We start from the raw sequence: 15,469 nt of genomic DNA, 5'->3' as shown, positions 1-15,469 counted from the left end.
ATGGCCGATTTTCATTTTATTCGTCCATTATGGCTAGCAGCTCTTGCTATTTTGCTATTGGCCATTTGGCTGTTAAGAAAAAACAGAGTAAAGCAGTCAGGATGGCAAAATTTACTACCGGCACATTTAGCTAAAGTACTCGTTGACGGTGATCAGCAAGCTAAATCAAAATCTTTACTGCTGCCATTTATTATCGGCTTAATTGCTATTATCGCGATGGCTGGCCCTAGCTGGAAAAAACTCCCTCAACCGGTTTACCAAGTTGCTCAGGGCTCGGTGCTGGTAATGGATATGTCATACTCAATGTATGCCACCGATGTTACACCAAATCGATTAACTCGAGCACGTTATAAAGCTATAGATTTACTCGATGGTATTAATGAAGGGGAAATTGGTTTAATAGCCTATGCTGGCGATGCTTTTAGTATTAGTCCGTTGACCGATGATATCAACAATATCAAACTGCTGTTGCCATCGCTTAGCCCAGAACTGATGCCAGAACTCGGCAGTAATCCATATGCAGCACTCACATTGGCAAATGAAATGTTAGTCAACGCAGGTCATAACGACGGCGACATATACTGGTTTACCGACGGCATCGACAATGAGGATATCCAAGACCTTACTCAGTGGTCGCGCGAACATCCTTATCGACTCAATATTTTAGGTATAGGTACAACTACTGGCGCACCAATTAAACTCAGCAATGGTGAGTTAATGAAAGATGACAATGGCGCGATTATAGTCCCTAAATTAACAGAAAATGCCTTGCGCGGCGTTGCCAAAAGAGGTGGTGGAAATTATGTCACTCTAACCCACAACAGCAGCGATATAACCGAGCTCACCTATAAACCTATAGTTACTAATGCGGACGAAACAACAAAAAGTGAAAACACAGGAGATCAATGGCAAGAGTTCGGTCCGTACTTACTCTTACTAATTCTCCCCTTAGTATTAAGTTACTTTAGACGCGGCGCCTTACTCGTTACTCTGCCATTTGCGTTAATGTTGATACCAAACCAAAAAGCACATGCAGATATTTGGCAAGACCTTTGGAAAACCAAAGATCAGCAAGGGCAAGAACATTTTAAACAAGAGCAATTTCAACAAGCGGCTGAGCAATTTAAAGATCCATTATGGCAAGGTAGCTCACACTACAAAGCTGGAGATTACGAACAAGCGTTATCAGCGTTTCAGCAAGTTGACAGTGCTGAAGCCCTATTCAATCAGGGTAACGCTTTAGCTAAATTACAAAAATTTGATGAAGCTATTAAGCGCTATGAACAAGCGTTAGCCAAAGACCCAGAGCTTACAGATGCGAAAGTGAATAAAGATCTGCTTGAGCAACTTAAGCAGCAGCAAGAACAGCAAAAGCAAGATCAACAATCTGGTGATGATAGCCAGCAAAATGACGAGCAAAACGATGACAGTCAAGAGCAGCAAGGTGAAAACCAAGACAGTCAGAACCAAGAAAACCAAGACGGTCAAAATTCTCAAGATCAGCAAAATTCAGAGCAAGATTCTTCTCAGCAGCCATCAAATCAGCAAAACCAAACTAGCAACGAAGAAAGGAATGATGAGCAACAACAGCAAGAACAAAACCAGCAAGATGGCTCTGATAACGAAACAGAGAATGAAAACGAAAAACAAACGCAAGAGTCAGCTCAGCAGCAAGGCGATACAGAAGAAACTGGCGAACCTGAGCAAAATGCTCAGGCCCAACGCTTAGCTGAACAACAAGCTAAAGAAACTGAACAAAAGCATCAGCAGCTACTTAATAAAGTTACCGACGACCCATACATGCTATTAAGAAATAAAATGCAGCTTGAGTATCAAAAGCGTCGTCAAGATCGAAGAAATATAGGAGTTAAGAAAAAGTGGTAAAGGTTATTTTTTCAGTAGTGCTTATTTTATTATCACTTAATAGTTATGCCTTAACGCAGGTTACAGCCTCCGTTGATAAAAACCCAGTGGTGGTAAATGAGTCATTAATATTAACAGTCGTTGCAGACGATAATATTGATAATAACGCGCTTGATACTTCCTCATTATTAGCAGACTTTATTGTTGGTAGAACTTCAGTTAGCTCGCAAACTAGTATGGTAAACTTTAATACCACACGTGCCACCACATGGACCACGGTATTAATTCCTCGTCGTGCAGGCGAATTGCTCATACCAGCCCTAACAATTGATGGCCAAAACTCTCAAGCGATTAAAGTTAAAGCAATTGAAGCTAGTGATATGCCAGGCAATAGTCAGCAAGATTTATTTATCACGACAAAGGTATCAGCGACTGATATTTACGTGCAACAACAGATTACCCTAACGGTAAAACTGCACTTTTCTGCTGAGCTAAAACGTGGCAGCTTGACTGAGCCAGCATTAGCGGCAGCCAATATTTTACAAATAGGTAAAGACAAAGAGTCTGAGAATATTATTAATGGCAAACGTTATCGTATTATCGAGCGTGTATATGCTATTAGTCCACAACAAAGTGGCAATGTGCTTTTGAAGTCACCAGTATTTTCTGGTGAAATTATCATGCCGTCATCACGACGTTCAAACTTTTTAAGTTTTGCTGAAACTAAACCTGTTAGTGTCGTTGGTGAGGACATTTCCTTGACGATAAAAGCAATACCCGATCAAGTAACTGGTACTTGGCTCCCTAGTGAGTTGCTAGCTTTACACCAAGAATGGCAACCCCTGCCAGCCAAGTTTAAGGTTGGTGAGCCAATTACCCGCACCATAACCTTAACTGCAGCTGGCCTTTCCGAAGAACAATTACCAGAAATAAAAATGACAGTGCCTCAAGGCTTAAAAGTATATCCAGATCAAGCAGAGCTGCACACAGGCCTAAATAACGAACGTTTAGTAAGCCAAAAAGTCATTAATTTTGCTATTGTTGCTAGCCAAGCTGGTGAATATCAATTACCCGAAATTTCTATTCCATGGTGGAATACGGTTACAAATAAAGCAGAAATGGCAAAAATCCCTAGCCAAAAAGTTACTATTATTCCCAATCCTGAGTTGGCACAAGTGCCAGTAACAAATGTAGATAGTAAGCAAGCAGAAGATTTAACCCCAACAGCAGCTACTAAAACCATTGTTGTAGAAAAAACTTCATTGTGGCCTTGGATATTTTTACCACTTTGGTTATTGACTTTACTTGCTTGGTATATTTCTGCAAAACGTTCTTCATTACAAAACAAAAAACAAGACGCAAATGATGCCGATATCAATAATGGCTATTTATCATTAATGGCGGCATGTAAACAAAACAATGGCGAGCGTGCCTTAAATTCATTATTACCTTGGGCAAAGTCGTATAGCATAGACAATAATCGACCATGCTCGTTAACTACCCTTGACGCTTTGCATGATTACTTCAATAGTCCTGCACTTTCACAGGCTATTATTGAATTGCAGCAAAGTTATTATGGCAAAATGCCTGGCCAGTGGCGCGGTGATAGCTTGCTTGTGGTTATTCAAGCTATCCAAAAAGATAAAAATAGTAAGACAGAGCCACAGAGCTTATCGCTAAACCCGTGAGCTGAGACAAAACCGTGATACTAGGGCAAGGTTAACTTGCCCTACTTCTATTGTCTGTCGTAACCACCTCAACAGCACTAACCAGCCCTTCTTTGTACTAAATCTAGTTATTCTCATGATTAAGTAAAGTTTCTGTTAACTATCGGGAAGTTATTCGCGCTATAGTTAACATATCTAAAATATTTGCATTAGTTCGAAATAAAATGACAAAGCCTCAGGTCTCTTACAACATGGCGACAAAACAAGTTAGATACGAAGCGCTAGTTAAGGCGTTACATGCTGATTTATATCGATATGCATACTGGTTATGCCACGATAAGCATGTAGCGGAAGACTTAGTGCAAGAAACATTTTTACGTGCATGGCGCGCACTCGATTCGTTGAAAGACGAAAAGGCCGCGAAGTCATGGTTAATTACAATTTTACGTCGAGAAAATGCTCGTCGATTCGAACGAAAGCGCTTCGATATGAGTGAATACGAAGAAGCGACAATTACCGATGTAAAAGCCACCAGCAACGAGCAAGAAATTGAAAACCACTGGTTGCGAGAAAAAATAGCACAAATGCCGGAAGAATACCGAGAGCCACTTGTTTTACAAGTTATCGGTGGTTTTAGCGGCGAAGAAATTGCGAAAATGCTGTCATTAAATAAAAATACCGTAATGACACGACTATTTCGCGCGAGAAATCAATTGAAAGAGGCCGTAGACGACGAGCCAAAATTAAGAGGTCTACACAATGGATGATTTGCATATTAGACGCAGTATATTAGCAGATCCGAATGCCCGTGATGAGGCAATGACTGAAGCTATAAAAAGCGATCCAGCAAAACAAAAGTTCGTAAATGAAATAGACGCATTGGATGAAAAAATATTTAGTGCGATGAATGTGCCAGTACCTGAGGATTTGTGTAATAAACTTATTCTTCGTCAAACACTAGCAAGCCATCAGCAACAAAAAAGCAAAACGCGTGTTCGTTTAGCGATGGCGGCATCAGTTGCCTTTGTTTTAGGGTTAACCGTTAATTTTATGATGTTTTCTAGCACTTACAAAAATTTGGGAGATTATGCGATTGCGCATGTTGACCATGAAGCATCACATTTTTCTAACACCGATAAAGCAAATGTTACATTAGCATCGCTAAACCAAAAAATGGCGTCTTTTAAAGGCAGCTTCGATAGCACGTTTGGTACGTTAATTTTTGCCGACTATTGCCGTTTTGATGGCAGTAAAAGCTTACATTTAGTATTCCAAGGTGAATCGAGCCCAGTAAATGTTTTTATTGTACCTAATGATGAAGAAATAGAATTTAATGCGAAATTTTCTAATGACGTTTTAGAGGGACGTTCGCTAAACTTTAATCATTCAAATGTGATAGTTGTCGGCGATAAATCTGAGCCTCTTAATCAATGGCAAGAGCGCATTAATAACAATATTACCTGGTCAATTTAATTTCCAATCATATTAACAAGCATTAATTGTTCACTTTTAATGCTTGTTAATACTTCACTATCAATTCTGTAATTCACTGACAAATAAACAATAATAAGTTTTCGTTTATTTTTATTTGCTACCTTTTATACTAAAGCAAGAATACTCAACAATAATTTAACTTTGCTGGTGGTTTTGGGGATACATTATTCTATTCACTATACATCCAGATTAGCTTTAACATCACTTACTTCCATGTAATTACATACTTATTATTATCCATGAGCTCGCTTTATACCTTACATCCATATACATAAAAGCCGCTAATGATTCATTAACGGCTTTTGGAATTAATAACTAGCAATCTAATTGCTAGTTATTGAAAAATTGATTATTAATGCTGGTCAGCAACCTTATCAAACATAGCTTCTAGCTCAGGCTGCGATTTTGCCGTAAAACGACTCACTACAACTATCGCGATACTCGCCATAATAAAGCCAGGGACTATTTCATACATCACTGAGCTTAATGATTGTCCGTTCAACGTAATCGGTGCGTATATCCATACTAATACAGTAACTGCTCCTGTTAGCATACCTGCAAGAGCGCCCTGCTGAGTCATCTTCTTCCAATATAAGCTAAAGATAACTAACGGACCAAAAGCTGCGCCAAAACCAGCCCAAGCATTACTAACTAAAGTTAAAATTGAGCTATTACGGTCATATGCTAAAAATACAGCAACAAGTGCAACAACAGCAACAGATAGTCGACCAACAAATACTAACTGCTTATCTGAAGCATCTTTATTTAAAAACGCCTGATAGAAATCTCCTGTCAACGAACTAGAGGTAACTAATAATTGCGAAGAAATAGTACTCATAATTGCAGCAAGAATTGCAGCTAATAAGAATCCAGCAATTAGCGGGTGGAATAAAACTTGTGATAACAAAATAAAAATTGTTTCAGCATCGTTAAGCTCGACACCTGTTTTAGCAACGTATGCTACCCCAGCAAAACCTGTTGCCATAGCGCCAAACAATGCGACTATCATCCAACTCATGCCAATTTTACGCGCCGTTGGTAAGTCAGAGACTGAACGAATCGCCATAAAACGTACAATAATATGGGGTTGACCGAAGTACCCAAGTCCCCATGCCATGGCTGAGATAATTGCCACTAGGCTAACACCACTAAATAAATTTAATAATTCAGGGTTAACTTGCTCTATGCTAGTAAACATCGCCTCTGTGCCACCAACATCATTTATCACCACAATTGGTACTAAAACTAGCGCAATAAACATAATACAGCCCTGTACAAAGTCAGTTAAGCTAACCGCTAAAAAACCGCCAAACAAAGTGTATAGCACCACAACACCTGCAGTTATGTATAAACCAGCTTCATAGGTTAAGCCAAATGAACTTTCAAATAACTTACCGCCAGCAACAATGCCAGAAGAAGTATAAAGGGTAAAAAATAAAATAATGACAATTGAGGAAGCAATACGCAATGTATGAGAGTTATCAGCAAAACGATTTTCAAAAAAATCAGGTAAGGTTATTGAGTCGCTGGCAATCTCTGTATAAGTACGCAGTCTTGGCGCAACAATAAGATAATTTAAATAGGCTCCTATGACTAAACCAAAAGAGATCCATGCGCTACTTGCACCCGTTAAGTACATAGCACCCGGTACACCCATTAGCATCCAACCACTCATGTCTGATGCACCTGCAGATAACGCAGTTACTGATGGGCTTAAGCTTCGACCACCCAACATAAAACCAGCAGCATCACTTGTAGACTTTCGATAGGCATATAAACCTATACCCAACATGACAATAAAATATAGCGCCAAAGAAATCATTGTTCCAACAGCCAATTTAACCTCCAAACCATAATAAATGAGCAATTAATCGGCAATATGCGATTTAATTGCATCTGATAACGGATAATATGCCGAGTTAATAGAGGATTACCATGTTTTTTCGTGAGTATTAGTATTTAATTGTGTTATAAATACCTTACAAAGATGTGCTAAATGAGCTTATCGCACAATAATACTAACTAAAATAATAAAATTATTAGTCGTAAAATCGGATTATCAGGAATTTTTATGTATTTTTATGCTGCAAGGCAACCGATATTAGATATAGATAAAAAGCTATTTGCCTATGAGCTATTATTTCGCGATAGCATAGATAATGTTTTTCCGGAAATAGATGCTGACGAAGCCACAACTAAAATGATTGAAGCCAGTAACTTCAACGTTGGTTTGAGTGAGTTTACAGGTAGCAAACCAGCATTTATCAATTTCACCCTAGAAACTTTATCTAAAGGCTACCCAGAAACGCTCAGCACTGACGAAGTTGTTATTGAAATTCTAGAAACAGTAAAGCCGGGCAAAAAACTTCTAGAAATATGTCAGGACTTAAACGAGAAAGGCTACACCATTGCATTAGATGACTATATTCATCAACCGGTGTGGCGCCATTTTTATCCTTTTATAAAAATCATAAAAATTGATTGGCAAGACACCTCAATTGATATCATTAAAGAAGTAAAAACGGCCATTGCCGACTTCCCACACATAAAATTGTTAGCAGAAAAAGTAGAAACCTACGAAGAATATAATCAAGCTCTAGAATTAGGCTTTGAACTGTTTCAAGGTTTCTTTTTTGCTAAACCTGAAATGGTGAAAACCAAGAATTTATCACCTTCGCAAATTGCAATGGCTGAGCTTTTATATGAAACCTCTAAGCCAGATCTGGACTTAACCAGCATCACATCTGTGTTTGAACGTGATGTGACCTTGTCATATAAGTTATTGCGCTACGCTAACTCGCCAATATTTAGGCGCAGAAATGAAATATCAACAATCAAGCAAGCGTTAGTTATACTGGGCTCAGGCGAACTTAAGCGATTCCTTGGCTTAATGTTTGCTGCAAATGTTAACCCCGACAAACCTTCAGAGTTAATTAACTCTGCAATGGCTCGTGCTAAATTTTGTGAGTTAGTTGCTGAGCAAGTTAATACATCGCTAGACACTTCTATTGCTTTTTTAACTGGCTTATTATCGCTTATTGATGCCATTGTTGATGAAGAGCTTGAGGGTATTTTAGCTAAATTACCGTTAGCGCAAGAGATAAAAGATACGCTATTAACTCGCAAAGGCACTATGGCCGCACTGATTAAATTGGTTGAGTTAATTGAACGAGCCGATTGGCATAAAACCAGCATTGTAATGGAAAAGCTTGGCGTGGAAAAATCTAAAGTAGTGCGAAATTATAACCAAGCTATTGCTTGGGCTGATGAACAATCGAACGCTAATAATTACTAATAAATAGCACTATGCATGAAAAGAAAAACCTAATACTTACGTATTAGGTTTTTTAACTCTATTACATCAAAACGCTGTACTTACGATCATTCAAAACCATTAGGGTTTTCAGATTGCCAACGCCAAGTATCTTTGATCATTACTGACAAATCTCGTTTTGCCTGCCAATCAAGTAATGAATTTGCGACTCTTGCATCGGCATAAACAGTAGCAATATCGCCTGCACGTCGAGGGGCGACTTTATAAGGAATATCTTGCCCTGAAATCTCTTTAAACGTATTAACAATTTCTAATACTGAAGTACCGTTGCCGGTACCTAAGTTGATTGGTACACAGCCTTTAATATCACTTAATTTCTCTAATGCTTTAACATGACCTTGTGCCAAATCAACAACATGAATATAGTCACGCACTCCAGTACCATCAACAGTATCGTAATCATCACCAAAAACTTGTAATTGCGCTAAACGCCCTACTGCAACTTGTGAAACGTAAGGCAATAAATTATTTGGAACTCCATTTGGGTTTTCACCAATTAAGCCAGATTCATGAGCGCCAATAGGATTAAAGTAACGTAAACAGGCAATAGACCATTCTTCATCACTTTCAGCAAGATCAAAAAGGATATTTTCAATCATCAACTTAGTTTGGCCATACGGATTGGTCGCTGACGTTGGCATACTTTCATCTAATGGTGAAGGGTTATTTTCGCCATAAACCGTCGCTGACGAACTAAAGACGAGGTTTTTAACACCATATTCAGCCATAACTTGCAACAATGTTACAGAGCCCGAGACATTATTATGATAATAGCTTAAAGGTATCGTGCTTGATTCGCCGACAGCTTTCAAGCCAGCAAAGTGAACAACAGCTTCGATGCTATGCTGTTGAAAAACCGCTTGCATTGCTTGACGATCACAGATATCTGCTTCTATGAACGTAACAGATTTATTAGTAATTTGTTTAATCCGATCAAGTACTAGCGTAGACGAATTAGCAAGGTTATCAACTATAATAATATCTTTATCTAATGCTAATAACTCGACAACGGTATGACTGCCAATATACCCAGTACCGCCGGTGATCAATAAGCTCATGTAACCTTCCTTTAAAAATTATTTCCAACTCAGCTCATAAGCGAAAGAGAAGAACTGATGGACTATTGATAATATTTTGACACTAAGTCGATAAAGTTTCCAAGCTTTTCTTGCGGTAGTCGATTAATTCCCGCAGCCCCAGCGCGCCCGCCACCAGTTTCAAATTGTGCGCAAATATCACCAGCTCCTTGCTTATTTTTTAATGGCGCACGTAAACTCACTAAATAGCTATTATCTGAGTTTAACGTTAACACTGCGTGCGCTTTTTCCGGCGACTTATTAGCGAGTTCATTACCGAAAACACCACTCACTCGTCTTGACCAAGCGGCATTTTCAAGCTCAAGGACTTGTAATTCACTACTCTCAAAAAGTGTTTTAGCATTATTAGCTAGCTTCATATCGGCAAGGTAGGCTCGCTCAAGCTGGGTATATAACGAGCCTGGCTCAGCAATTAAAGTAAAAGGATCTGGGTAAGCGAGTAAAGTTTGAAAAAGCTGTCGTGGGTGAATATGTAAATCAACAACTGTTCGACCGTAGCCATTATAGTTTATATAAATTCCAAGCGCTTTTAATTGCTCTTGTTGATTCAACGAAAGCCCGCATTGTGTAGATAGTTTTTCAGCAGCAGCCATCATATTATCACCAAATGCCGCGACAATAGCCCATAACGCAAATTTTCCACCTAAATACTGGTTAACCAATAGGCTTGTGCAAATATTAGCATCGGTGTTAATAATAGCAGTTAATTTATCCGAATTTGGTATATCACCACTGCGATGATGATCAACATAAAATACGTCAATGTTGTTAGTTAACAAGGTATTAAGTGGCTCTAGGTTCTTTTCCATTGAAATATCAAGCACAGTTACAGAGCTTGCTATAGTACTTGGCACTTGCTGCAATAACTCGATATCTCGCTTTACGCCAGTAATTAGCGTTGATTTCCTCGGCTCAGTCAAACGCAGTTGTAATAACGCTAATATGCCATCTGCGTCACCGTTAAAAACATCATAATACACACTATATTCCTTGTTAAAATAATCAGAACTTTTTTATTGAATGATTTGTTGCTTAATAAGGTAATTGACAACTTGTTGCGCACATTGCTGTACGCTTTTGTTATCAGTATCAATGTGAATATGCGCGGTCTCAGGAGCCTCATATGCCGAACCGATACCGGTAAAGTCTTTAATTTCACCTGCTCTTGCTAGCTTATATAACCCTTTTGGATCGCGTTGCTCGCAAACTTCAATGGGAGTATCGATAAAAACCTCAATAAACTCTCCCTGATTTAATTTGCTTTCCGCAAGAGCTCTGTCTGCTCGAAATGGCGATATAAAAGCCGTAGAAACAATTAAGCCAGCGTCAACAAAGAGCTTAGCCACTTCACTAATTCGACGAATATTTTCGACTCTGTCTTGATCAGAAAAACCTAAATCCCCATTTAGGCCATGGCGAACATTATCACCATCCAACAAATAACTATGACATTGACGTTCAAAAAGCAGTGCATCAACCGCATTGGCTATTGTCGATTTACCTGAGCCACTTAAGCCGGTATACCAAAGTAGGGCCGGTTTTTGCTTTTTAAGCTCAGCACGTTGTTTTTTATCAATGTGCTGAGGATGCCAAACAGTATTTTCAGTTTTCATACGATTCCAATTAATTCACAAAATACATTTTTATATCATGATACTAAGCTTAGCTAACTCGATAGTGTACTCATCGTCATATTACATAAACTAAGATATAGCCACGCTACTGATTCATCAAACAATGAGTTAACTCTAAAACTTATAAACTTGCGGTAACATCACTAACACAACGATGCTATACACTGCTGTTACCGGCCAGCCATACCTTATAAAGTCAGATATCTTATAGTTACCAGCATTAAACACCATAATGTTAGTTTGATAGCCGTAAGGACTAATAAAACTACCACTTGCAGCAAAGGCAACTGCCATAACTAATGGTAATGGGTTAACGCCCAAGCCAATGGCAACATTATAGGCAACCGGAAAAATTAACGCAGCCGCAGCACTGTTAGTAATAACTTCCGTTAAAAATAAGGTAACAAAGAAAATAACCACGAGCGCAATAATGGCACTTTGTTCTGCGAGTAATTGCTCAATTTGTCCAGCAAAAATACCCGCTACGCCACTACTTTCAAATGCCTGCGCTAATGTAAGCGCCCCTAAAACGATTAACCAAATTTCAATTGGAAAACGACGTTTAATTTCATTTACCGTTAAACAGCCAGTAAGAATAAGGATTGCAATATAAAACATTAAGCTCGACAGCAAGCTTATGCTGGTAAATAACGTCACACCTATTGCGATAATAAAACCAAATATTGCGAGTGAGTCTCGCCAACCGGTTAGCATGCTGTCAGGTGTATGACCGGATAAAATAAAAAAGTTTTTACTTAGGTTCGTTCGGGCACTAAAGTCGTTACCAACGGCAAGAACGAGAAAGTCACCCGCTTGAATTTTAATCTCACCAAGTTTACCGGATAATGACGTTCCCTCACGACGAATTGCAACAACAGCGGCATCAAAACGAGCACGAAAACCTGCCGTTTTAAGCGTTTTACCAATAACAGCTGAGTCAGGTTTGATCAATACCTCGGTAAGGTTTTCACGTAATAAGCCGTTTTGCTCAGCAAAGAGTGATAATCCATCAAATTGCTGCAAGACAAGTACTTTGCTTATATCACCACTAAAAATAAGTCGGTCTTGACATTGTATAATTTCGTCAGGAGCTACTGGAGAAATTAAGCGGCCTTCTCGTACTAATTCCACCAAAAACAATGCATCCAAATTACGTAAACCATTATCTTCAATACTTTTACCAATTAACTTTGACTGTACCTTTACTTCCGCCTCTACAAGATACTCTTTTACCTTTAACGCGTCATTTTTCATATCTGCTAAGGTATTTTGTCGGCCAAGAATAACGAGTAAACATAGAACTAATGCAACAATGCCAATTAAACTAAACTCAAAAAAACCTAAACTTAAATGCCCCTGTTCAATCCATAAAGAATTAACAATTAAGTTGGTTGAAGTACCAACCAGCGTTAAAGTGCCACCGATTATCGCCGCAAATGACAAAGGCAAAAGCAATTTACCAGGGTTAACTAAGGTGTTCTTTTTAACCGTTGAAATCAAAGTTGCAACGACCGCGGTATTGCTGATCAATGCAGAACTTAACGCGGTAAAAATTAAGGTTTTAGCGCTTGCTGATTTAGCATTACCACTTAGCATTACTGCTGACATTCGCCGTAAAATACTTGTACGCTCATAGGCAAATGAACATAACACTAATAAAAGTAAAGTTACTAAACCAGGGTTAACGGCATTATTTAAGATATCATTAGATGATACAAATGAGCTTGCTAAGCAAACTAAAGTTACACTACCAAAAACACGTTCAGGAATAGTAGGAAAGCGAATAAGCGCAACCAGCGTCATCAAAAAAATCACAACAAATAGCCACTGAGATAATATCATGTCAGTGGCCTGGTCAACTGCGGAAGAGAAAATATCGTATTGAGCATTATTTTTTCAGTAAGTCGCGTGCACCCCAATGTGGAAAATGCTTACGAACAAGAATATTTAGCTCTTTTTCAAACTCCGAATATTGATGTTGCTGCTGAGCTTCTAATGCACCGTTAATCATACCAGCACCGACAGTGATATTGCTCAATCGGTCAATAATAATAAAAGCGCCAGTTGCCTTGTTTTGTGAATATGCATCGAAATGCAATGCTTCTGCCACTTCAATATTAATGACACCAATTTCATTTAAAGCGAGTTGATCTACAGCGCTTTCTTCTAGGGTATTAACATCAATTCTATGGGCAATACTTAAAGCATGCCCCGTGGTTAGCTTACTACCATGTTTAATATAATACTCACGGCCTGGCTCAAGTTCATCTTCATGCATCCAAACAACTGTTGCACTAATTTCTTTTGCTGATGTTGGCACATTACCTTTCTTAACAATCATTTCGCCACGGCTAATGTCAATTTCATCATCAAGCGTTAAGGTAATTGCCAAGCCTTGATCGGCCCTTTCTAATTCACCTTCAAAGGTCACTATAGATTTAACAGTACTTGTTTTACCGGAAGGTAAAGCAACAACTTCATCACCAACACGAATATGACCTGAAGCAACGGTACCAGCAAAGCCCCTAAAGTTTAGATTTGGACGATTAACATATTGCACTTGTAAGCGAAATTGCGTGAAGTCTTTTTTATCATCTACTTTAATGGTATTTAATAGCTTCATCATTGTTGCGCCCGGATACCAAGGCATATTGACACTTTCTTCAACAACGTTATCACCATTTAGCGCCGAAATAGGCACAAAACGTACATCGTCAAAGGCAAGTTCATCAGCAAATTGACGATACTCTTTCTTAATGTCTTGGTAACGTTCTTGGCTATAGTCCACCAAATCCATTTTATTCACCGCTACTAGTACGTGCTTCACACCCAATAATGAACAAATAAAGGAATGACGGCGAGTTTGTACTTGTACGCCATGGCGAGCATCAATTAAAATAATGGCTAAATCACAAGTTGAAGCACCCGTTGCCATATTACGTGTATATTGCTCATGGCCCGGCGTGTCAGCAATAATAAATTTACGCTTGTCTGTTGCGAAGTAGCGATATGCAACATCAATGGTAATACCTTGTTCTCGTTCCGATTGTAAACCATCAACCAGTAAGGCTAAGTCAACTGAATCACCGGTGGTGCCAGACTTTTTACTATCATTTTCAATTGCCGCTAATTGATCTTCAAAGATCATTTTCGAGTCATGCAGTAGTCGCCCTATTAAGGTACTTTTACCATCATCAACGCTGCCACAAGTGAAAAAGCGCACCATTTCTTTATTTTCATGTTGCTTTAAATAAGCTTCAATATCTGTTTCAAGTAAGTCTGTTTGTTGCTGACTCATGTTTATTCCTTGGAATTTATTACCGGCAATGGCCGATTCATTAAATAGCTAAAATCAAAAGTTAAATGAATAAAGGACTAAATTAAAAGTACCCTTCCATTTTCTTTTTCTCCATAGAGCCCGCAGAGTCATGATCAATCACACGGCCCTGTCGCTCAGAGGTTTTTGTTAGTAGCATTTCTTGAATAATTTCAGGCAATGTCGATGCTGTTGATTCAACCGCGCCAGTTAACGGGTAACAACCTAAGGTTCTAAAACGAACATTTTTCATCTGCACTTCTTCGCCTTCTTCAATTGGCATACGGTCGTCGTCAACCATAATTAAAGTGCCGTCACGCTCAACGACAGGCCTTTTCTCGGCTAAATATAAAGGAACAATTTGGATATTCTCTAGGTAGATATATTGCCAAATATCTAACTCAGTCCAGTTTGATAGAGGAAATACGCGAATGCTTTCGCCTTTATTTACCTTGCCATTGTATACATTCCAAAGCTCAGGTCGCTGGCTTTTAGGGTCCCAACGATGATTTTTATCTCGAAATGAATAAACACGTTCCTTGGCGCGAGACTTTTCTTCATCACGACGTGCACCACCAAATGCAGCATCAAAGCCATACTTATCAAGTGCTTGTTTTAAACCTTGGGTTTTCATCACATCGGTGTGCTTAGCACTGCCATGAACAAATGGACTTATATCCATTTCAATACCTTCAGGATTTTTATGAACTAATAAATCAAAGCCATGCTCTTTCGCCATTTGATCGCGAAACTCAATCATTTCCTTGAATTTCCAATTGGTATCAACGTGAAGCAGTGGGAACGGTATCTTTCCAGGAGCAAAAGCCTTGCGAGCTAGGTGTAATAATACTGCAGAGTCTTTACCAACGGAGTAGAGCATTACAGGGTTATCAAACTCTGCAGCTACTTCACGGATAATATGGATAGACTCGGCTTCAAGCTTTTGTAAATGTGTTAAATGCATCGCTGTTCACTAAAGGTGGTGGCATAATATTGTCAAATATCATGCCACAGCAACAACACATTATCCATATAAGTAAAAGCTTGTTTATATCAAAAAGGTA

General features: G+C 38.8%; 12 protein-coding genes. 5 read left to right on the top strand and 7 right to left on the bottom strand.

The window, feature by feature from the left end; all coding sequences use genetic code 11:
* The 4 genes from AC27E9_RS04165 to AC27E9_RS04150 all read left to right on the top strand — a co-directional run bounded on the left by AC27E9_RS04165 (position 1) and on the right by AC27E9_RS04150 (position 5,003).
* On the top strand, positions 1 to 1,884 hold the full coding sequence (locus tag AC27E9_RS04165; RefSeq protein ID WP_487127541.1) for a vWA domain-containing protein: 1,884 nt from the start codon (positions 1 to 3) through the stop codon (positions 1,882 to 1,884).
* Positions 1,878 to 3,551 (top strand): BatD family protein, encoded by a 1,674-nt coding sequence (locus tag AC27E9_RS04160; protein WP_487127539.1) that lies wholly within the window; start codon positions 1,878 to 1,880, stop codon positions 3,549 to 3,551. The genes AC27E9_RS04165 and AC27E9_RS04160 overlap by 7 nt, the downstream gene beginning before the upstream one ends.
* Before the next feature lie 179 nt (positions 3,552 to 3,730).
* Positions 3,731 to 4,297: a sigma-70 family RNA polymerase sigma factor gene (locus AC27E9_RS04155; protein WP_487079899.1), complete on the top strand. Its 567-nt coding sequence runs from the start codon at positions 3,731 to 3,733 to the stop codon at positions 4,295 to 4,297.
* On the top strand, positions 4,290 to 5,003 hold the full coding sequence (locus tag AC27E9_RS04150; protein ID WP_487127537.1) for a DUF3379 family protein: 714 nt from the start codon (positions 4,290 to 4,292) through the stop codon (positions 5,001 to 5,003). Before AC27E9_RS04155 ends, AC27E9_RS04150 begins: the two co-directional genes overlap by 8 nt.
* Before the next feature lie 373 nt (positions 5,004 to 5,376).
* Here the strand turns inward: AC27E9_RS04150 and putP are convergent, their stop codons facing one another.
* On the bottom strand, positions 5,377 to 6,861 hold the full coding sequence (gene putP, locus AC27E9_RS04145; protein WP_487127535.1) for a sodium/proline symporter PutP: 1,485 nt from the start codon (positions 6,859 to 6,861) through the stop codon (positions 5,377 to 5,379).
* A 234-nt stretch (positions 6,862 to 7,095) separates the two neighbouring features.
* On the opposite strand from putP, the gene AC27E9_RS04140 reads away from it, so the two are divergent.
* Complete coding sequence (locus AC27E9_RS04140; RefSeq protein WP_487127533.1) at positions 7,096 to 8,319, top strand: EAL and HDOD domain-containing protein; 1,224 nt, start codon at positions 7,096 to 7,098, stop codon at positions 8,317 to 8,319.
* An 86-nt stretch (positions 8,320 to 8,405) separates the two neighbouring features.
* On the opposite strand, the gene galE is transcribed toward AC27E9_RS04140, so the two are convergent.
* From galE to cysD, 6 genes are all read right to left on the bottom strand, one after another.
* Positions 8,406 to 9,416 (bottom strand): UDP-glucose 4-epimerase GalE, encoded by a 1,011-nt coding sequence (gene galE / locus AC27E9_RS04135; RefSeq protein WP_487127531.1) that lies wholly within the window; start codon positions 9,414 to 9,416, stop codon positions 8,406 to 8,408.
* A 62-nt stretch (positions 9,417 to 9,478) separates the two neighbouring features.
* Positions 9,479 to 10,435 (bottom strand): DHH family phosphoesterase, encoded by a 957-nt coding sequence (locus tag AC27E9_RS04130; RefSeq protein ID WP_487127529.1) that lies wholly within the window; start codon positions 10,433 to 10,435, stop codon positions 9,479 to 9,481.
* A gap of 33 nt (positions 10,436 to 10,468) precedes the next feature.
* Positions 10,469 to 11,068: an adenylyl-sulfate kinase gene (gene cysC, locus AC27E9_RS04125; RefSeq protein WP_487127527.1), complete on the bottom strand. Its 600-nt coding sequence runs from the start codon at positions 11,066 to 11,068 to the stop codon at positions 10,469 to 10,471.
* Between the two features lie 135 nt (positions 11,069 to 11,203).
* Positions 11,204 to 12,931 (bottom strand): SLC13 family permease, encoded by a 1,728-nt coding sequence (locus AC27E9_RS04120; protein WP_487127525.1) that lies wholly within the window; start codon positions 12,929 to 12,931, stop codon positions 11,204 to 11,206.
* A gap of 46 nt (positions 12,932 to 12,977) precedes the next feature.
* Entirely contained in the window at positions 12,978 to 14,387 is a 1,410-nt protein-coding gene (gene cysN, locus AC27E9_RS04115; protein WP_487127523.1) for a sulfate adenylyltransferase subunit CysN, read from the bottom strand.
* A gap of 82 nt (positions 14,388 to 14,469) precedes the next feature.
* On the bottom strand, positions 14,470 to 15,369 hold the full coding sequence (cysD, locus tag AC27E9_RS04110) for a sulfate adenylyltransferase subunit CysD (RefSeq protein ID WP_487127521.1): 900 nt from the start codon (positions 15,367 to 15,369) through the stop codon (positions 14,470 to 14,472).
* Positions 15,370 to 15,469: the final 100 nt, after the last annotated feature.

The sequence above is a fragment of the Colwellia meonggei genome, from assembly GCF_057537295.1.
This window is presented reverse-complemented; position numbering and strand designations above follow the sequence as displayed.

Coding starts and splice junctions, on each gene's coding strand:
- AC27E9_RS04150 (WP_487127537.1), top strand. CDS start 4,290: ATGGATGATTTGCATATTAGACGCAGTATATTAGCAGATCCGAATGCC.
- AC27E9_RS04140 (WP_487127533.1), top strand. CDS start 7,096: ATGTATTTTTATGCTGCAAGGCAACCGATATTAGATATAGATAAAAAG.
- cysC (WP_487127527.1), bottom strand. CDS start 11,068: ATGAAAACTGAAAATACTGTTTGGCATCCTCAGCACATTGATAAAAAA.
- AC27E9_RS04165 (WP_487127541.1), top strand. CDS start 1: ATGGCCGATTTTCATTTTATTCGTCCATTATGGCTAGCAGCTCTTGCT.
- galE (WP_487127531.1), bottom strand. CDS start 9,416: ATGAGCTTATTGATCACCGGCGGTACTGGGTATATTGGCAGTCATACC.
- cysD (WP_487127521.1), bottom strand. CDS start 15,369: ATGCATTTAACACATTTACAAAAGCTTGAAGCCGAGTCTATCCATATT.
- cysN (WP_487127523.1), bottom strand. CDS start 14,387: ATGAGTCAGCAACAAACAGACTTACTTGAAACAGATATTGAAGCTTAT.
- AC27E9_RS04120 (WP_487127525.1), bottom strand. CDS start 12,931: ATGATATTATCTCAGTGGCTATTTGTTGTGATTTTTTTGATGACGCTG.